We start from the raw sequence: 19,657 nt of genomic DNA, 5'->3' as shown, positions 1-19,657 counted from the left end.
TAACAGGACATCTGCCCAAACCAAAAACAGACCAGCCTCAAAGGCTGATCTGTTGTCATTTATTATGTATGGTGGAGACGGTGGGAGTCGAACCCACGTCCAGAAACATCGGCACCATAGCGTCTACGAGTGTAGTTGATATATTTGGGATTCGCTGACTCGTATGCCTATCAACGGGCGTCGGAGCAGCTAGTCTGATTGATCTCTTCCCTTATCCCCAGACGGAGGCATCAGGCGTAGCCCACTTAGAGTGAGTCCCTTACCCTACCACATGGGCGATGGAGGGAGGAACCGCTATAGACTGTTATTAAGCAGCTAGAGCGAAGTTGTTGTTTTGTTTGCCAGTTATTATTGGCTTTGACGTTTTGACGAGGACGATCCCCTCGACTCGCAGCTACAGCTCGAACTATCCCTGTCGAATCCGTAACGTCCCCATGATATAAGGTTCAGCATGGAAATGAATCCAAGCCTCACATGGGTGTTCGGAGACGCTCGATATCAAGCTTGAGCGTATATGAAATTGTGTGTTTGTCTTACAAGTTCCATTATAGCAGAACGGCGCAAAATATCAATTGTAAGTTATTGTTAATCAATAATCCTTCTGACGTTCGCGGAAAGCACGCTCGACTTCTCGTTTTGCTTCTTTCTTCTTCAGGTCTTCACGCTTGTCGTATTTCTTTTTACCCTTTCCAAGTCCGATTAAAACTTTGGCAAAGCCGTTTTTCAGGTACACTTTTAAAGGGACAAGTGCGTAGCCTTCTTCTTTTGTCAGTCCGATCAGCTTGCTGATTTCTTTTTTATGAAGCAGCAGCTTGCGCGTTCTCAAAGGTTCGTGGTTGTAGCGATTTCCCTGTTCATAAGGTGAAATGTGCATGTTGTGAAGAAAAACTTCACCCTGCTGCACTCTCGCAAAAGAATCTTTCAAATTCACGCGTCCGGCGCGGATCGCTTTTATTTCTGTCCCCTGAAGGACGATGCCCGTTTCATACGTTTCTTCAATGGCATAATCATGGTTTGCTTTTTTATTCTGCGCAACGACTTTTCCGGTTCCTTTTGGCATGCTGCATCCCCTTTCTCTCTCTATGGCGATAGCCTCTATTTTAGCAAAAGATTAAAGGAAAAGGAAGCCTGAGGCTCCCTGTCCATTCTATCTGTTATTGCTTTTTCTTCTTTTTCGTCTTCCTTTTTGCCACAGGGGTATTCTGGAACGACTTCTTTTTCTTTTTCTTCTTTTTGTTGGGATTCTGGTTGCTCCAGCCGTCCTCCACACTGCCGTTTCGTTCAGCAGGCTTCCTTCTGTCATCAGAAGCAGATTTCCTTCTGTTTCTGCCTTCTTTTGCCCCGCTGCGCTTGCCGCGGTCTCCCTTGATGACTTTAGGAGCATCTTTGGCTGAACGGCGTCTTGTGCCTTTCATGCCGACAATTTCAAAATCTACTGCACGTTCGTCTTTATTGACATTCACGACACGTACGGTGATTTCATCCCCTATGCGGTACACAGTTCCCGTGCGCTCGCCGATCATCGCATAATTGCGCTCATCGTAGCGGTAGTAATCGTCTGTTAGATAGCTGACATGGACAAGTCCTTCAATTGTGTTCGGCAGCTCGACGAACATGCCGAAGTTTGTGACAGAACTGATGATGCCATCGTATTCCTCGCCGACTTTATCAAGCATGTACTCTGCTTTTTTCAGATCATCGGTTTCGCGCTCAGCATCCACTGCGCGGCGCTCCATGTTTGATGACTGATCCGCGATCATCTCCATCTTTTCAGCCCATTTAGCCTTTGTCGCTTCATCCACTTTGCCTTCAATTAAATAAGTCCGGATCAAACGATGGACAATCAAGTCAGGGTAACGGCGGATCGGAGATGTGAAATGCGTATAGAACTCTGTTGATAAACCAAAGTGTCCAAGGCTTTCCGGATCATATTTAGCCTGCTTCATGGAGCGGAGCATGACGGTTGAAATGACCATCTCTTCAGGCTGGCCGGCTACATCATCCAGAATATCCTGGAGCGCACGCGGATGAATCGTATCGGCTGTTCCTTTTACGGAGTATCCGAAGTTTGTGACAAACTCAAGGAAACGCTGCAGCTTCTCCGTATTCGGCTCCTCGTGAATCCGGTAGATAAACGGAACCTTCATCCAGTGAAAATGCTCGGCAACTGTTTCGTTTGCCAGAAGCATGAATTCTTCAATTAAACGCTCGGCAACGGTCCGCTCCCGAAGAACGACTTCTGTCGGCTTTCCGTCTTTATCAACAAGTACTTTTGCTTCTTTAAAGTCAAAATCGATCGCTCCGCGGCTCATCCGCTTATTGCGAAGGATTTGCGCAAGCTTTTCCATGCGTTTGAACATCGGAATCAGCGGCTCGTATTTTTCAAGCAACTCAGGCTTCTCATCAACAAGAATTTCTTTTACATCTGAATAAGTCATCCGCTCCGTTGTTTTTATGACACTTTGGAAAATTTCGTGATTCACAACTTCTCCCGCGCTGTTAATTTCCATCTCACACGAGAGTGTAAAACGGTCAACCTTCGGATTAAGCGAGCAGATTCCGTTTGACAGACGGTGGGGAATCATTGGAATAACCCGGTCCACCAAATAGACACTCGTAGCACGCTCTAGCGCTTCTTTATCAATTGGCGAACCTTCCGTTACATAATGACTGACATCAGCAATATGAACGCCAAGTTTATAGTTTCCGTTATCAAGCTCAGTCACAGTGACTGCGTCATCCAAATCCTTTGCATCCGCTCCGTCAATCGTCACAATCATTTCATTACGGAGGTCGCGGCGGTCCTTGATGTCTTCTTCCCGGATTGTCTCAGGAACTTCGTTAGCCTGCTCAAGCACTTCTACAGGGAACGCCTGAGGAAGGCCATGTTTATGGATAACCGAAAGAATATCCACACCAGGATCATTTTTGTGCCCGAGAATCGCTGTCACTTCCCCTTCAGCGCTCATTCTGCCTTCAGGGTAGGTTGTCAGCTTCACAACGACCTTATGCCCTTCAATCGCGCCATTAGAGGCTTTTTTAGGGATAAAAATATCATTGGGAATCTTTTTATCATCCGGAATTACAAATCCGAAGTTTTTGCTCTCCGTATATGTTCCGACAACCTCTTTCAAGCCGCGTTCAACGATGCGGATGACGGTTCCTTCCTGCCTGCTTCCGCTTGATTCTGTGCTGACTCTGACAAGCACCGTATCACCGTGCATGGCATTGTTCAGCTCGCCCGGCGGAATAAAGATATCATCCTGGCCCGGCTCCTCGGTGACTAAAAAGGCAAACCCCTTGGCATGCCCGCTGAGCTTTCCGCGGAAGAGATTCATCCTTTCCGGAATTCCGTAGCGGTTGCTGCGAGTTCTGACAACAAGCCCTTTTTCCTCCATCACAACAAGAGCCTTCACGAACTCTTTAAACTCAGAGGATTCCTTTATCCCAAATGCCTCTTCAAGCTCCTGAACGGTCAGGGGCTTGTACGCTTCCTCCTTCATAAAAGAAAGCAATTTTTCTATATGTATTTCAATTTGCTGATCCATTTGCGTCCCTCCTTTAATTTACTGCCAGTCAAGACCTTCCAGGAACTCGTAAACGTCTGCATGAAGTTGCTCGCGCTCTTTATCGAGTGTAATGACATGTCCTGATTCTTCGTACCATTTAATTTTTTTATTGTCTGTTTCCACTTCGTTATAAATAATATTTGCACTGTCTGTATTAATCATGTGGTCGTGCCTTGCCTGTGCTACAAATGCAGGCGCGTAAACCATGTCTACATTATTCCTCACATCAGCAATCAGCTCTTGAAGTGCTTTCAGGGTATTCATCGGCGTTTTCTCAAATTGCTTCATTTCCTCTTCGATTTGCGCCTCTGTTTTCCCTTCGAATTTTTTAAAATTGCGGGCATATTCAAGGATTCCTTTATACATCACTTCTTCGCTCTTGATGTACATCGGCGCGCACATCGGCACAATACCCTTTACAGGTACAGTGTAACCCAATTTGACCGAAAACACACCGCCCAGCGACAATCCGGCAACCGCAATCGATTCATGTCCCCGGTCCTTAAGCAGCTGATAGCCCTCCATAACGTCTTTCCACCAGTCTTCAGGACCCGTATGAACAAGCTCTTCCGGCGGCACTCCATGACCCTTGTACTGCGGGGCATGACACGTGTAGCCTCTTTCATTCAAATAGCGTCCAAGCATCCTAACATCCGCTGTGTTCCCTGTAAAACCGTGCAGCAGCAAAACAGCACGGTCTCCCCCTTCAAACGTAAACGGCTTCGGCAAAACTCTTTTCATTTTGAAAAACTCCTTTATGTAAACTAATCATATAAACAAAAGCTTCTATTGTTAAGATTCCTTCTTCCGTTTCTATTTAAACAAACGTTTAATTAAAGGGCAAAAATGCTGTTTTAAAAAATAACAAAAGGGAGTCTGATGGCAATCAGACCCCCGAATGATTAGAAAGATGTATTAAAATCCTGCGTAAGAAACCAAGATTGTAAGTACAAAGAATAAAACAGACAGCACGATCGTCGCGCGGTGAAGCACCAAATCAAGTCCGCGTGCTTTTTGCTTTCCAAAAAGCTGTTCGGCTCCGCCTGAAATGGCTCCTGATAAACCTGCACTCTTCCCAGATTGAAGAAGTACGACTGCGATAAGGGCAAGACTGACGATAACAAGCAAAGTAATCAATACAACGTGCATGGACGACACCTCCTAAAACCCGGTTAGCATTATTTTCAATTTACCATATTGCCGCCCAAATGTCACTATCATTCAAAGTTGTTTTTTATTAGCCTCACGAAACATTCCCTTTGAGGGAAAAGCTTCCTCTGTGATATGCTGTTTAAATAGTTCGCAGAAAGAAGGGGAAATTTTGAACAACACCCGCATCTATCTGATTCTGGTCGGTGTTATGCTCATATGGGGCCTGAATGTGCCCCTGCTTAAAATCATTGTTGACAGCTTTATGCCTGTTACTGTCACCTCAGTGAGAATTTTTACTGCAAGCATTTGCGTCCTGATCATACTGGCTTTTTTAAAACTGCTCCGCAAGCCTACATTAAAAGAAACTTTTTACATTGCAGCCGGGGGCCTGCTGAATGTTGTGTGCCATCACTACTTTCTTTCTGTCGGCCTGACAATGACTTCCTCTACAAATGGAGGACTCATTCTCGGCCTTGGCCCGATGCTTACAGCCATCTTGTCCATTATATTTCTTAACCAGCGCCTGACCGTCATCCGCTTAACAGGATTTATCCTTGGGCTAACCGGTGTCGGGTTCACCATTTTAGCCGGAAGCAAAGGCGTCAGCAGCATGAACACAGGCGATATCTACATTTTCATCTCAATTTTCACTCAGGCATGCAGCTTTATCATAATCAAAAAAGCATGCCGCACATTGGATCCGCGTCTTATGACAGGATACATGCTGTTCTTTGGATCTTTCGTTTTATTCCTTATCAGCCTGGTGACAGAACCTGGCGGACTTGCAAGCCTGACTGAGGGAACGCCTGCAGTATGGGGAGTCTTTTTCACATCCGCCATCCTTGCAACGGCCATCGGACACATGACTTATAACTACGCCATCGGCATGGTCGGTCCGGCAGAAACGTCCATCTTCATGAATCTAAGCACCTTCTTTGCACTCGCAGGATCTGCTCTCATATTGCATGAGGCGGTATATGCATCGCATTTGTTTGGACTTCTCTTCATTGTATCCGGGGTCATTTTAGGATCTGGGGCATATGAAGAATTCAGGCATCGTCATCATAAACATGAAGCATCTTCTTCGGGGTGAAGAAGGTGTTTTTTTGTGTCTCACGCCGAACAAAATAGATTTTTCAATAAGCAAAAAGAGATTTTGATGATTTGCCGGATCTTCTGTTCTCGCCTTATGATGAAGCAGAGAGGTGATTATCCTGATTTTAAAAGAACGAACAGAATCGGCGGAACTGAGAACGTACAGAAGCTTAAATACAAGAATGAACTTAACGCGTGCAGATCAGAAACAGTGCGACTACCTTGAAAGCGGATATGAGGGAGAGAAAACCTTTGATAGATGGGTAGAGCACGCTGGAGAGGGACTGATTTTAAACGATCTTCTATTTGTCACCGGCGGAAGCCACTATCAGATGGATTCCCTTTACATCGCTCCGCAAAAAATCTATCTTTTCGAAGTGAAAAACATGTCTGGAGACCACTACATCGAAAATGAAGAATGGATCTCATGCGGGGCAAAAATCGAAGTCAAAAACCCCATTTTACAGCTTAAAAGATGCGAATCCCTTCTTAGAAGACAGCTTCAGATTTTAAGATGCCCACTCCCGGTTGAAGCCTATGTCGTATTTGTAAACCCGCACTTTCACCTCTACCATGCTCCCCTCCATTCCCCTATGATCTTTCCTTCCCAATGGGATCGTTTTTCCCAAATACTGAAAAGTGTACGTATGCAGCATGGCTTTCACTCTGAGCTTGCGGAGAAGCTTTTATCACTCCATGTGGAAAAATCCCCGTATGAACGTCGGCCTGATTTTAGATATGAGGAGCTTCGGAAGGGGATTGTTTGTGGGAGGTGTGGGAGGTTGGGGATGGAGGTCATTGGTGCGACTAACCTCATTTGTGGAAAATGCAAAAACTCAGAAAGATTTAAAAACGGATTATTGAGGAGTTTAGAAGAATTTCGTCTCTTGTTTCCGGATAAACAGGTAACAACCAAGCAGATGTATGAGTGGTGTGGAGGGATAAAAGATAAGAGAGCAATTCAGAGAGTTCTGAGTGAGAACTTTAACCGCATTGGTCATGGACCAGGCAGCCAGTTTGTAGAGAAGGAATAAAAAGAACCTATATTTTGTATGTGGTTCCTGGATTGGTGGCGGGTCTTCGCTGAATGATGCCACTTTTCTTCCATGTTCACAGCACGTTGTGGCAGCACTCCGCCGAATAATGCCACTTTGCAGCTATGTTCACAGCAATTTGTGGCGCCACTCCATTGAGTGATGCCACTTTGCAGCCATGTTCACTTCAATTTATGGCGCTACTCCACCGAGTGATGCCACTTTGCAGCCATGTTCACATCACGTTGTGGTAGCACTCCCCTGAGTGATGCCACTTTGCAGCCATGTTCACATTACGTTGTGGCGCTACTCCCCTGAGTGATACCACTTATCTTCCATGTTCACAGCACGTTGTGGCGCTACTCCACCGAGTGATGCCACTTTGCAGCCATGTTCACAGCACTTTGTGGTAACACTCCCCTGAGTGATGCCACTTTGCAGCCATTTTCACAGCACGTTTTGGCGATACTCCACCGAGTGATGCCACTTTGCAGCCATGTTCACAGCACTTTGTGGTAGCACTCCATTGAGTGATGCCACTTTGCAGCCATTTTCACAGCACGTTTTGGCGATACTCCACCGAATGATGCCACTTTGCAGCCATTTTCACAGCACGTTTTGGCGATACTCCACCGAATGATGCCACTTTGCAGCCATTTTCACAGCACGTTTTGGCGCTACTCCACCGAGTGATGCCACTTTGCAGCCATGTTCACAGCACGTTTTGGCGCCACTGCGACGAGTTGTACTACTTTTCACCTGCGCTCACATTCCTTTTTGCGAAACTACGGCTAGTCGGACGACATACAAACTTCGTTTATGCTGCCTGACCTCGTATCCACCTTTAACACACAAAAAAACCGCCCCAAGACCAAAGTCTCCGGGCGGTTTTATATCACAAAAGCTATCCTTATTTTTTAAGGTTGTAGAAAGTGTGGATGCCATCGTATTTAGCTGTGTCGCCAAGCTGGTCTTCGATGCGAAGAAGCTGGTTGTATTTCGCAACACGGTCTGTACGTGATGGAGCACCTGTTTTGATTTGGCCAGCGTTTGTTGCTACAGCGATGTCAGCGATTGTGCTGTCTTCTGTTTCACCAGAGCGGTGAGAGATAACTGCTGTGTAGCCAGCGCGTTTAGCCATTTCGATTGCGTCGAATGTTTCTGTAAGGGTACCGATTTGGTTAACTTTGATAAGGATTGAGTTGCCGATTCCTTTTTCGATTCCTTCAGAAAGTTTTTTCGTGTTTGTTACGAACAGGTCGTCACCAACAAGCTGAACTTTGTCGCCTAGGCGCTCAGTCAGAAGTTTGTGGCCTTCCCAGTCGTTTTCATCTAAACCGTCTTCGATTGAGATGATTGGGTATTTAGAAACTAGGTCTTCGTAGAAGTCTACCATTTCAGCAGATGTTTTTACGACGCCTTCACCTGTAAGGTGGTATTTGCCGTCTTCTTTGTTGAAGATCTCAGAAGCTGCAACGTCCATTGCAAGCATAACTTGCTCGCCTGGTTTGTAGCCTGCTTTTTCGATTGCTTCGATGATTGTTTGAAGAGCTTCTTCGTTTGATCCAAGGTTTGGAGCGAATCCGCCTTCGTCACCTACAGCTGTGTTAAGGCCTTTGCCTTGAAGAACTGATTTAAGGCTGTGGAAGATTTCAGCGCCCATGCGTAGAGCTTCGTGGAAATCTTCAGCGCCAACAGGCATTACCATGAACTCTTGAATGTCAACGTTGTTGTCAGCATGCTCGCCGCCGTTGATGATGTTCATCATTGGTACCGGCAATGTTTTAGCGTTGAATCCGCCAAGGTACTGGTAAAGTGGAAGTCCAAGGAATTCAGCTGCTGCACGAGCTGCTGCCATAGATACGCCAAGGATTGCGTTCGCACCTAATTTACCTTTGTTTTCCATACCGTCAAGCTCGATTAGAAGGTGGTCGATTGCAACTTGCTCAGTTACGTCGAAACCTAATAGTTCAGGAGCAATTACTTCGTTTACGTTTTTAACTGCGTTAAGAACGCCTTTTCCAAGGTAGCGTGATTTGTCGCCGTCACGAAGTTCTACTGCTTCGTATTCACCTGTAGATGCGCCTGATGGAACCAATGCGCGTCCCATTGCACCTGTTTCTGTGTGTACTTCTACTTCTACTGTCGGGTTACCGCGTGAGTCTAATACTTCGCGTGCAAATACATCAACAATATATGGCATGTTAAAATTCTCTCCTTTTAAATGATTATTTTTTAATTAGCGTTTTGCCTGTCATTTCTTTCGGAAGGTCTACTCCAAGCAGGTCGAGCACGGTTGGCGCCAAATCGCCGAGAATGCCGTCTTCTCTCAGGCCTGAAACTTCCTTGGTAATAATTACAGGAACCGGGTTTGTCGTGTGTGCAGTCATTGGTTTTCCTTCAAGTGTGAGCACTTCGTCAGAGTTCCCGTGATCTGCAGTAATGATCGCTGTTCCGCCTTTTGCAATGATTGCATCTACAACCTTGCCAAGGCATTCATCAACCGTTTCAATGGCTTTTACAGTTGGCTCAAGCATGCCTGAGTGTCCAACCATATCAGGGTTTGCATAGTTCAGGATGATTGCATCATGCTTGTCCGCTTCGATTTCGCCAAGCAACGCGTCCGTCACCTCGTAGGCGCTCATCTCAGGTTTCAAGTCATAGGTTGCAACCTTCGGTGAATCAATAAGAATGCGTGTTTCACCCGGGAATTCCGCTTCACGTCCGCCGCTCATGAAGAACGTTACGTGAGGGTATTTTTCCGTTTCGGCAATCCGAAGCTGGGTTAACCCGTTTTGTGAGAGAACTTCACCAAGTGTGTTGTCAAGGTTTGTTGCTTTAAAAGCAACATAGCCGTCAACTGTTTCACTGAAGTGAGTCAGGCAGACAAAATGAAGGTTTTTCGGATGCTTTGGTCCACGGTCAAATGAACGGAAATCTTCGTTTGTGAACGTATTTGAAATTTGAATCGCGCGGTCCGGACGGAAATTATAGAAAATCACCGCATCGTTCTCGCTGATTGTTGCTACAGGTGAGCCGTCTTCTTTTGTAATCACAGAAGGAAGAACGAACTCATCATGAATACCATTTTTATATGAATCCTCCACTAAGTCAAGCGGATCTGTGTAGGTCGGGCCTTCGCCGTAAACCATGGCTTTGTAAGCTTTTTCCACACGGTCCCATCTCTTGTCGCGGTCCATGGAATAGTAGCGTCCTGAAAGGGTTGCGATTGCACCCACGCCATATTCTTCAATTTTCTCATTCAGCTCTTTGATGTAGCCTTCAGCTGTTTGAGGACCAACGTCACGTCCGTCAAGGAATCCGTGGATATACACGTTTTTCACGCCTTCTTCTTTGGCAAGTCTCAGCAGCGCATAAAGGTGTTCAATATGGCTGTGAACCCCGCCGTCAGATAAAAGTCCGAAAACGTGTAGGTTTGTGCCGTTTTCTTTCACATGGTTCATGGCAGAAAGGAAGGTTTCGTTTTTCTCAAACTGGCCTTCGCGAATGGCCACATTTACACGTGTTAAGCTTTGATACACAACGCGGCCGGCACCAATGTTTAAGTGACCTACCTCTGAATTTCCCATTTGGCCTTCCGGAAGTCCGACTGCCTCGCCGCTTGCTGTCAGCGTCGCATGAGGGTACTGATCCCAGTAACGGTCAAAGTTTGGCTTTTTCGCGTGTGCAACCGCATTACCCTTTTCCTCATTGCGCAGGGCAAAACCGTCAAGGATAATGAGGGCGACCGGTTTTTTACTCATGCTTTCCTGCCTCCAGAAGCTGAAGGAAAGATTGTGCCTCAAGGCTCGCTCCGCCGACTAATGCTCCGTCGATATCTGATTCAGCCATGTATTCTTTGATGTTTCCCGGCTTTACGCTGCCGCCGTATTGAATGCGGATTGCTTCTGCCGCTTCGCTTCCGAATTTGTCAGCCAGTACAGAACGGATGTGAGAGCATACGTCATTAGCATCTTTAGCAGATGAAGACTTGCCTGTTCCGATTGCCCAGATTGGCTCATAAGCGATGACAACCTGCTTTAATTGCTCGTCAGTTAAACCTGCAAGAGCTTTTGTTACTTGATCAGCAACAAGGTCGTTTGTTTTTCCTGCTTCACGCTCTTCAAGTGTTTCGCCGCAGCAGACGATTGGAGTCAAACCGTGCTTGAAAGCAGCGGCTGTTTTCTTGTTGACAGATTCGTCCGTCTCAGCAAACATTTCGCGTCTCTCAGAGTGACCGAGGATGACGTATGATACGCCAAGGTCTTTAAGAGCTTCAGGGCTTGTTTCGCCTGTGAATGCTCCGCTTTCCTCAAAATGCATGTTTTGAGCACCGATTTTTACATCTGTGCCTTTTACAGCTTCTACAAGGCGGTCCAAGAAAAGAGCAGGAGCACATACAACTGCATCCACTTTCTCAGCAGAAGGCACAAGACCTTTTACTTCTTCGATGAAAGCTGCTGCTTCGCCCATGACTTTGTTCATTTTCCAGTTACCTGCAATAATTGGCTTTCTCATTGTGTACACCATCCTAACTTAACAAGAATTATTTATCGTTTAATGCGACGACTCCAGGAAGTTCTTTGCCTTCCATGAATTCAAGTGAAGCTCCGCCGCCTGTTGAGATGTGATCCATTTTGTCAGCTAAGTTGAACTTCGCTGCTGCCGCTGCAGAATCTCCGCCTCCGATGACTGAGTATGTATTCTCAGCTTCTGACAGCGCTACTGCCACCGCTTTTGTACCTTCAGCAAATGCATCAAGTTCAAAAACGCCAAGAGGGCCGTTCCAGATAACAAGCTTAGAGTTTTTAATCACATCAGCATAAACTTCGCGTGATTTTGGTCCGGCATCAAGGCCTTCCCAGTCGCTTGGAATGCTGTCGATTGGAACGATTTTGATGTTTGCATCGTTAGAGAAATCATCTGCAACCACAACATCAACCGGCATGTAGAAGTTTACGCCGTTCTTTTTCGCTTTTTCCATGAACGTTTTAGCAAGGTCAATCTTATCTTCTTCAAGAAGGGATTTTCCTACTTCATGTCCAAGTGCTTTGATGAACGTGTAAGCAAGTCCGCCGCCGATGATCAGGTTGTCTACTTTATCTAAAAGGTGGTCAATGACACCAATTTTATCTTTTACTTTTGCTCCGCCAATGATAGCTGTGAACGGACGCTCAGGGTTGGAAAGGGCTTTTCCAAGTACTTCGAGTTCTTTTTCCATAAGGAATCCTGCAACTGCCGGAATGTGCTCAGCGATGCCTGCAGTAGATGCATGTGCACGGTGTGCTGCTCCGAATGCGTCATTTACATAAACATCGGCAAGCTCTGCAAATGCTTTTGCAAGCTCAGGGTCGTTTTTCTCTTCGCCAGCGTAGAAACGGACGTTTTCAAGAAGAAGCACGTCGCCTTCCTGCATGTCTGAAATTTTCGCTTTTACAGCGTCGCCGTAAGCTTCGTCAGCTTTTGCAACATTTTTTCCAAGCAATTCTTGAAGACGCTCTGCAACTGCATTTAAACGAAGCTCCTCAACAACCTGACCTTTCGGACGGCCCAGATGGCTTGCTAAAAGAACCTTTGCACCTTGCTCTGTTAAGTGCTGAATGGTTGGTAAAGCTGCGTTAATGCGTGTATCATCTGTTACTTTGCCGTCTTTCATCGGCACGTTGAAGTCTACACGGCAGAAAACCACTTTGCCTTTTACATCGATGTCTCTTACTGACTTTTTGTTCATCTTCAGGAATTCCTCCTTTTATTGGAAATACAAAACAAAAGGGAGGGGGCTGTATTCCCCTTCCCCTTTGCACTCATTATATCGTTAGTTTTCGGTTAAAACCAAACTTCGTGCGACTTAAGAATTAAAGTCCTTTAGAAGCGATGTAGTCTACAAGGTCAACTACGCGGTTAGAGTAGCCTGACTCGTTGTCATACCAAGAGATAACTTTAACCATGCTGTCTTCCATAACCATTGTAGAAAGAGCATCGATTGTTGAAGAAGCTGGGTCGCCATTGTAGTCGCCTGATACTAGAGGCTCTTCGCTGTAGTTAAGGATTCCTTTAAGGTCGCCTTCAGCAGCTTCTTTGAATGCAGCATTTACTTCTTCAGCTGTTACGTTTGTGTTAAGCTCAGCAACAAGGTCAACTAGAGAAACGTTTGGAGTTGGAACACGCATAGCTCCGCCGTTCAATTTGCCTTTTAGCTCAGGCAATACTAGAGATACTGCTTTCGCTGCACCAGTTGAAGTAGGGATGATGTTTTCAGCAGCAGCACGTGCACGACGGTAGTCTTTGTGCGGAAGATCAAGAATTTGCTGATCGTTTGTGTATGAGTGAACAGTTGTCATCATACCGCGCTTGATGCCGAATTTGTCGTTAAGAACTTTAGCGAATGGCGCCAGGCAGTTCGTAGTACAAGATGCATTTGAGATAACATCGTGGCTTGCAGCGTCATATTTGTCATGGTTAACACCCATAACGATTGTGATGTCTTCATCTGTTGCAGGAGCAGAGATGATAACTTTTTTAGCGCCAGCTTCTAAGTGCTTAGCAGCGTCTGCACGCTTAGTGAAGAAACCAGTTGATTCAACAACAACTTCTACTCCGCGCTCGCCCCAAGAAAGTTTAGCAGGGTCGCGCTCTGCTGATACTTGGATTGTTTTGCCGTCAACAACAAGGTTGTTTCCGTCTACTTTCACGTCAGCATCCAGTCTGCCATGAATTGAGTCATATTTTAAAAGGTGAGCAAGCATGTTAGCGTCTGTAAGGTCGTTAACTGCTACAACGTCCACGTTAGGATTTTTAAGTGCTGCACGGAATACGTTACGTCCGATACGTCCAAAACCGTTAATACCAATTTTTACTGCCATGTTGAAATTTCCTCCTTTAAATAAGTGAGAGATTTTTTTGTGTAACTATATAATTAGGGATGAATATCCCTTATTAACTCTTTTGCGGCACCTTCATCCGTTATCAGGATGGAACCCTGTGCCTGCTTCAGATAAGCCTGGATGGCTCCGGCTTTTGAAGCGCCGCCCGCTACTGCGATGACGTTTTGAATCTTCTCAAGGTCACTCAGCTGCATGCCGACAGTCTGCACTTTGTGGACAACTTCCCCCTCCTGGTTGAAGTAGTATCCGAATGCTTCTGCGACAGCTTCGCCCTGCTCAATCTTTATGTAATCTTCAGGCAGCGTTTTACGGCGTTCCGCCATTGTCTTAGCGTCTCCTATTCCGTGAACGACCATACTTGAAGATTTAATGAGCGAAAGCAGTTCTTTTATAGAAGGCTCTTCTGTAATAGAAAGATACGCTTCCTTGCTGAGCTGGTCCGGAACGTGGAGCAGACGGTAGTTGCCCATTGCCCGTTCGGCCATTTTTGCACAGATCGTGTTTGCCTGGTTTTCTACATTTTCACCAAGGCCTCCCCGCGCAGGCACATATAGCTGCTCGCGGTTTTTGCTGTCAGGCGTCATCATTTCTGCGACGGCTGCAATCGTTGTTCCTCCAGTGACAGCGACGATATTTTTCCCGGTAAGACGTTCCTTTATGCATGAGACGCAAGCTCTTCCCATTTCTTTTTTCACCCATGAGAATTGATCGCTGTCTCCAGAAACGACAATAACCTTTTTCAGATTTAAACGTTCCTTTAATGTATTTTCCAAAAACGTTAAACCTAAAACATCCTTCATCGCTTCTTCCAGAACGTTCAGCAGGTGCGATCCTTCTTTTGTCAGCGTCATTCCGGCCGGGAAAATCTCTATCAGGTTCTGATCTTTCAGAAACTGAACTTCTCCCCTGAGAATCCGCTCGCTTATGCCGAGGCTCGATGAAAGGCTTCTTCTGCCGATCGGCTGCATCAGTCTTATGTACTGAAGGATCTGATATCGCTTTTGCATAACAAGAAGCAGATCAGGCAATAATTTTTTTTGGACTTCAATCAGTGATCTCATCGTATTAATTCCTTTCAAATAAGAAATGTGCCTTGATGCACGAATCGGCGCATCTAATTCCGGCTGACCTTTTTAACGAAATTTCTTATTTACTAAGAATCGCGGGACTTCATTTGTCCCTATATGACGTATTGTGTCCCACTGTCCGCAAAAAAAATCATCCCTGCTTCAATTCATATTCTAGCAGGGTGAATTCGCTTATTCAACTATTGTTTCTTGCTTTTTTTCAAGTAACCGCTTTCTTATTAATTCTTTTCTGATACGGCCGTAGCCGATGATTTTTCCGTCACATTCTGCCACCGGTATCATGAGCTGATACTTTTCGAGCAGACCATCGTCTGAGTGAATATCGATTACCTGTATGTCCAGGTCCAAATCCGCTTTCAGCCCGTTTAATTCCTCGATGGCCTCCTCACAAAGAGGACAGCCTTCTCTTGAGTACACATTTAAAATCATTCCAACACATCCTAATATCGTTTTCTTGCAGATGAAGATGCAATGCCAAGCTGATCTCTGTACTTGGCTACAGTCCGTCTTGAAACTTCGATTCCGTGTTCCTGTGAGAGTGTGTCTGCAATTCGCTGGTCAGAAAGCGGAGACAGTTTATTTTCGCTCTCGATCATCTTTTGGATGAGTGATTTTACAGCCGATGACGTAATGTCCTGAGAAGTCTGCTCAAGGCCATTTGAGAAGAAAAACTTCAGTTCATACAGACCATGCGGTGTCTGTACGTATTTCTCCCTGACCGTACGGCTCACCGTTGACTCATGCACGTCGATCACATCCGCTACGGCTTTTAGTGTCAGCGGTTTCAAAAAGTGCCCGCCTTTTTCAAAGAAGTCCGTCTGTCTTCTGAGAATTTCATGCATCACTTTAAGCATGGTCGCTTTCCGCTGATTCAATGTTTTCATCAGCCATTTGCACTGATTGAGTTTAGACGAAAGATACTGCTTCACATCCGCATCATCAGTGGATGAAAAGGCAGCTTCATACGAAGAATTCACCCCGATTTTTGGTGAACTCCCTTCATTATACATCACTTGCCACTCACCGCTTACTTTCTTTACGATCAGCTCCGGCACAATGTAGCTGTCATGGGCATGATGAAAAGCAAGACCTGGACGGGGATGCAGCTTTTGGATAAAGTCCTGCACACTTTGTATCTCTCTCAATTCCAGTTTCGTTTTTTTTGCAAGCTCTTTCCATGACTTTTCTGCAAAAAGATAGAAATAATCGCGGATAATCAGCTCTGCTGTCTGATTGCGCTCAGGCAGCCGCAGCAGCTGAAGGTAGATGCACTCCTGCAGGTTTCTGGCTCCCACACCTGCAGGATCAAGCTTTTGAAGATTTTCAAGCTGAATCTGCAGTTCATCTTCGCTGATGCTGAATCTTTCTGCCAGCACCTGCAAATCTTCTTCAATATACCCGTTTGGATCCAGGGCATGAATCAGAATGTGCAGCGCTTTTTTCTCCTTAGGCTGCATTTTCATGCCAAGCAGCTGAGATTCCAGGTGCTGCTGCAGAGTCGCCGTCCTGCTCGCTGCATTTTCAAGCAAGTCTCCTTTTTTTGAGGCATTTGCCGTTTTGAGGGCTGAGGTATGATACAATACGCCTGAATCAGGCTTGTCTTTCACATCGATGAGGGGATTTTCAAGGGTAAGGTCCTCTATGTAGGACGCGAGTTCCATAGAAGAGTACTGTAGGAGAGTAATCGCTTGCTTTAGTTCCTGTGTCATATTCAGTTTTAAGGACTGCTCTTGAAATAAACCTGCTTTCATATCCATAGATCGTTCCCCCTGCTGTTCATTTTACACGAAAACGGTCCGTCATTGAATGGAAGAAACTTCAAAGGAGAGATCAATTTGAGCGAATTATTTTCAGTTCCCTATTTTGTACAGAATTTCAAAGAACATCTTAGACACAACGAGAACCAGATTCCTGAGCTTGATGCAATGAACCGGTATTACCGGTCGGTTGTTTCCACTCTGGTACAAGATCAGCTGACCAAAAATTCGGTTGTGCTGAAACGGATTCAAAATCTTGATGAGGCGTACAATAAGGTGAAAGCCACCTTGAAATAATTACCTGTTCACAAAATACGGATGATGATTTATCATTGGTTATGTTGAGTCGCCAAGCGCGGCAATAAACACTTCTTGTCCAGTGCGGCTTACTGGACTGCTTACATAGTATTCACATTCCATTAAAACATGCCCCGCCGGGAATTCCCGGCGGGGCTTTTTTTCCTTATTTTCAGCGGAACAGCCGTGCCCAGGTTGCAGGTCCGACAATTCCGTCAACCTTAAGCCCTTCTTTTCTCTGAAAATCCCTTACTGCCTGTGCTGTGACAGGGCCATAGACCGAATCAGCAGGAACACCAAGTTTCCTTTGGATTTCTCCAATATTGGATCCTCTCATGTACGGAGTCTTCAGTCTGTAAAGAGTCCCCGGAAACGGCTTTGGACGCCTTGGTTTCGCTCTGTTCAGCCTGCTGAACGTTTCCGGTCCGACAATCCCGTCAACGAGGATGCGCTGCTCCTGCTGAAATTGCCTCACCGCAGCCTCTGTTTCAGCTCCAAACGTTCCGTCTGCCCCGAATCTCGGAAGTGAGTATCCAAGGGAAATCAGCTTTTTCTGCAAAAATTGCACATCCGATCCCGAATCCCCGCTTCTCAGCACAGTCGTATCAATCTCACTGCCTGTTTCACGCTCGGGCGGCTGAACCCTGATTGGAGGAGACGTGCTGCTTTCCCACGAATTATAGTACGCACGGACATCTCTTAAAAACTGGGCAAACGTTACGCCGTTTGGAACAAGCCAGCTTTCAGGATCTGAACGTCTTCTCGGATCAAGTGTGCTGTGCGCGACAATTTTAGAAGAAGGATCAAGATTAAACCTCCGGCAAAGATAGGCATGGTACCAGACATAACGGTCATACGCTTCGCGGAAAACCCCCGTGCGGCACAGCTCCACTCCAATTGCAGCATTATTCGCATCAGCCCCGAACAGCCGGTTGTCCTCGGGATTTGTATATAAATTATGATAGGCTCTCTCATTTAGAGGGATAATCTCAAGAATTTTTCCGTCATCTATAAATGTATGGGCAGACGCACTCGGCTGTGAATTATTAAAATAGGAAAAATGGTCATCTGCATCAGCAGAGTTATTGGCGGTCTCATGTGCAACAATGAAGAGAGGGCCGGTTAAACTAGTTCCCGGTCTCGCATTTCCAATTCGAATATAGCGTTGTTCAATCTGATATTTATCCGAAACACTCACTATTATCACTCCTTTATATAGTAGATGATAGAGTGAGGAGTTTTGGAAAGGCACTTACCCTGATGCATGAGCCTGTTTCCTTGAAAGTCTAGCAGTTTCGACTGATCGTTCTTTGAAAAAATGAAAAAGAGCTGCTTCCCTAAGGAAACAGCTCTCTATCATTTAGACGCGCTCGAGAGGATTCGAACCTCCGACAGACGTGGTACCGGAAACCACCGCTCTATCCAACTGAGCTACGAGCGCACGTATTGGCCAGTAGCGCTATTATACGACAAAACCTTTGCCTGTTTCAAGCGTTATTTTTCTTTGTGTCCAGAAAGCGCTATATTTTATGCACTTCCAAAATATACAGGCGGGCAGATTCTATTGTATGATTAGAAATACAGGCTTTACAACAGCGGCAGAACGGGTAAAGGGTTTATAACAGCAACAACAGAATAAAGGAGATAAAACATAATGACAGACCGCTATTCAATAAATGTAAACGGTTCTTCCTTTGATTGGGATTTATCACAGGCAGCCTACCAATTTGAAGGAGATGAAGTCGTATTATTCTGGATCAATACGGCATTTAAAACATTTCTTGATTCAATTGAAGAAATTTCCGGGGAACAAGCAGCAAGAGTTGTACTTGAAACTGCAGGGTACCGTACAGGAGAAATTGTCAGCGACTTTTATAAGCGATCCATCGGAAAAACAGAGGATATCTTAAAGAGCCTGCCGAATACATATGTTACAGCCGGCTGGGGTAAAACCGCGATCGATGTTCTGTCCTATGACGACTGCAGAGCTGTAGTGAGGATCGAAAATGGCTGGGAGTATAAGGTGAACAAAGCTCAGGGCAAGACGGTGGAGGGTTCGTTCCTGGCCGGTCACTGGGCCGGCGTCCTAAGCGGACTGTTCGGGAAAACCGTCTGGTACAGAGTGGTGAAAAGCCAGACAAGCGGAGATCCATATTCAGAATTTGAATTTTCGCCTTCCGGAATCACTCCCCAGCGAAATATCCGCTCACTGATTCAGGAGCAGGAAAGGGCTGACATGATTGCACTGGAACAAAGTGTTGCTAAGCGGACAGCCGATCTTGTTGATTTGGTAAAGGAAATTTCTTCTCCAATCATCCCAGTTCTTGACAACATCATCGTCCTTGCGATGATCGGAAGATACGACGAAGCGAGAGCTGAGGAGCTTTTAACAAAAACGCTCTCTAACCTGCCCGAGTATAAAGCGAGGTTTCTTATTCTCGATCTGACAGCTATTTCACAAGTGGACGAGTTTACAATCGACTTGCTTCAAAAGCTTGTTCAGGCTTCTGCGCTTCTTGGAACTTCATGCATTCTAGTGGGCATTTCACCCGAACTCAGCATGAAAATCGTCAGCTCGCGGTATCAGATGCAGAACATTCCATGCCTCTCTACGCTTAAACACGGCATTCACTACGCCCTGGCACAGGAAGGACTGCATATCTCAAAAAAATAGCTCCTTCTTCTCCAATCGTTTGAAAAAAAGAAAAATTGGGTAACATGGTTACAGTTACTAGCTCTGACATATACATAAGAGGTGCCTTAAAGATGCTCAGGCGGCAG

The 19,657-nt window shown here is 45.7% G+C and carries 17 protein-coding genes, 1 tRNA gene, 1 other RNA gene and 1 pseudogene; 4 read left to right on the top strand and 16 right to left on the bottom strand.

Going from position 1 to position 19,657, the window contains the following annotated elements:
- Window positions 1–69: 69 nt before the first annotated feature.
- From ssrA to secG, 5 genes are all read right to left on the bottom strand, one after another.
- Window positions 70–434: a transfer-messenger RNA gene (ssrA, locus tag RKD52_RS02815) on the bottom strand.
- Window positions 435–589: 155 nt separating this feature from the next.
- On the bottom strand, window positions 590–1,060 hold the full coding sequence (gene smpB, locus RKD52_RS02810; protein ID WP_029284570.1) for an SsrA-binding protein SmpB: 471 nt from the start codon (window positions 1,058–1,060) through the stop codon (window positions 590–592).
- Between the two features lie 94 nt (window positions 1,061–1,154).
- On the bottom strand, window positions 1,155–3,548 hold the full coding sequence (gene rnr / locus RKD52_RS02805; protein ID WP_454098571.1) for a ribonuclease R: 2,394 nt from the start codon (window positions 3,546–3,548) through the stop codon (window positions 1,155–1,157).
- A gap of 18 nt (window positions 3,549–3,566) precedes the next feature.
- On the bottom strand, window positions 3,567–4,310 hold the full coding sequence (locus RKD52_RS02800) for an alpha/beta hydrolase (RefSeq protein WP_369734413.1): 744 nt from the start codon (window positions 4,308–4,310) through the stop codon (window positions 3,567–3,569).
- Between the two features lie 174 nt (window positions 4,311–4,484).
- Window positions 4,485–4,718, bottom strand: a complete 234-nt coding sequence (secG, locus tag RKD52_RS02795) for a preprotein translocase subunit SecG (RefSeq protein WP_369734414.1) — start codon at window positions 4,716–4,718, stop codon at window positions 4,485–4,487.
- Window positions 4,719–4,890: 172 nt separating this feature from the next.
- Here secG and RKD52_RS02790 point away from each other — a divergent pair, with 172 nt between their 5' ends.
- Window positions 4,891–5,814 carry a DMT family transporter gene (locus RKD52_RS02790; protein WP_454098570.1) on the top strand — a complete coding sequence of 308 codons (924 nt, stop codon included), beginning with the start codon at window positions 4,891–4,893 and terminating at the stop codon, window positions 5,812–5,814.
- A gap of 112 nt (window positions 5,815–5,926) precedes the next feature.
- Window positions 5,927–6,850, top strand: coding sequence for a nuclease-related domain-containing protein (locus RKD52_RS02785; protein ID WP_454098569.1), 924 nt, complete (start codon window positions 5,927–5,929; stop codon window positions 6,848–6,850).
- Window positions 6,851–7,760: 910 nt separating this feature from the next.
- Here RKD52_RS02785 and eno read toward each other — a convergent pair.
- From eno to rpoN, 8 genes are all read right to left on the bottom strand, one after another.
- Window positions 7,761–9,053 carry a phosphopyruvate hydratase gene (gene eno / locus RKD52_RS02780; protein WP_369734416.1) on the bottom strand — a complete coding sequence of 431 codons (1,293 nt, stop codon included), beginning with the start codon at window positions 9,051–9,053 and terminating at the stop codon, window positions 7,761–7,763.
- A 25-nt stretch (window positions 9,054–9,078) separates the two neighbouring features.
- Complete coding sequence (gene gpmI / locus RKD52_RS02775; RefSeq protein WP_454098568.1) at window positions 9,079–10,614, bottom strand: 2,3-bisphosphoglycerate-independent phosphoglycerate mutase; 1,536 nt, start codon at window positions 10,612–10,614, stop codon at window positions 9,079–9,081.
- The gene (gene tpiA / locus RKD52_RS02770; protein WP_029284585.1) at window positions 10,607–11,368 is read right to left on the bottom strand and encodes a triose-phosphate isomerase; all 762 of its coding nucleotides are present in this window, start codon (window positions 11,366–11,368) and stop codon (window positions 10,607–10,609) included. Before tpiA ends, gpmI begins: the two co-directional genes overlap by 8 nt.
- A gap of 28 nt (window positions 11,369–11,396) precedes the next feature.
- The gene (locus RKD52_RS02765; RefSeq protein WP_282033816.1) at window positions 11,397–12,581 is read right to left on the bottom strand and encodes a phosphoglycerate kinase; all 1,185 of its coding nucleotides are present in this window, start codon (window positions 12,579–12,581) and stop codon (window positions 11,397–11,399) included.
- 124 nt (window positions 12,582–12,705) lie between these two features.
- A complete protein-coding gene (gene gap / locus RKD52_RS02760) occupies window positions 12,706–13,713 on the bottom strand; it encodes a type I glyceraldehyde-3-phosphate dehydrogenase (RefSeq protein WP_029284588.1) in 1,008 nt (335 codons plus the stop codon).
- 53 nt (window positions 13,714–13,766) lie between these two features.
- On the bottom strand, window positions 13,767–14,795 hold the full coding sequence (locus tag RKD52_RS02755; RefSeq protein ID WP_369734419.1) for a sugar-binding transcriptional regulator: 1,029 nt from the start codon (window positions 14,793–14,795) through the stop codon (window positions 13,767–13,769).
- A 198-nt stretch (window positions 14,796–14,993) separates the two neighbouring features.
- Window positions 14,994–15,251, bottom strand: a complete 258-nt coding sequence (locus tag RKD52_RS02750; protein WP_369734420.1) for a glutaredoxin family protein — start codon at window positions 15,249–15,251, stop codon at window positions 14,994–14,996.
- Between the two features lie 11 nt (window positions 15,252–15,262).
- Window positions 15,263–16,579 (bottom strand): RNA polymerase factor sigma-54, encoded by a 1,317-nt coding sequence (gene rpoN, locus RKD52_RS02745; protein ID WP_454098567.1) that lies wholly within the window; start codon window positions 16,577–16,579, stop codon window positions 15,263–15,265.
- 78 nt (window positions 16,580–16,657) lie between these two features.
- Between rpoN and yvfG the strand changes: the two genes are divergently transcribed.
- On the top strand, window positions 16,658–16,876 hold the full coding sequence (gene yvfG, locus RKD52_RS02740; protein ID WP_369734422.1) for a protein YvfG: 219 nt from the start codon (window positions 16,658–16,660) through the stop codon (window positions 16,874–16,876).
- 172 nt (window positions 16,877–17,048) lie between these two features.
- Here the strand turns inward: yvfG and RKD52_RS02735 are convergent, their stop codons facing one another.
- From RKD52_RS02735 to RKD52_RS02725, 3 genes and pseudogenes are all read right to left on the bottom strand, one after another.
- Window positions 17,049–17,474: a peptidoglycan-binding domain-containing protein gene (locus RKD52_RS02735; protein WP_454101123.1), complete on the bottom strand. Its 426-nt coding sequence runs from the start codon at window positions 17,472–17,474 to the stop codon at window positions 17,049–17,051.
- A gap of 72 nt (window positions 17,475–17,546) precedes the next feature.
- Window positions 17,547–18,074, bottom strand: a pseudogene (locus RKD52_RS02730) (peptidoglycan recognition protein family protein); the annotation flags it as partial.
- Between the two features lie 167 nt (window positions 18,075–18,241).
- A tRNA-Arg gene (locus tag RKD52_RS02725) sits at window positions 18,242–18,317 on the bottom strand.
- A gap of 213 nt (window positions 18,318–18,530) precedes the next feature.
- On the opposite strand from RKD52_RS02725, the gene RKD52_RS02720 reads away from it, so the two are divergent.
- The gene (locus RKD52_RS02720) at window positions 18,531–19,550 is read left to right on the top strand and encodes an STAS domain-containing protein (protein WP_454098566.1); all 1,020 of its coding nucleotides are present in this window, start codon (window positions 18,531–18,533) and stop codon (window positions 19,548–19,550) included.
- Window positions 19,551–19,657 lie beyond the last annotated feature (107 nt).

The sequence above is a fragment of the Metabacillus sp. SLBN-84 genome (assembly GCF_053629595.1).
The sequence above is the reverse complement of the archived record's forward strand: the minus strand, read 5'-3'. Positions and strand labels throughout refer to the sequence as shown.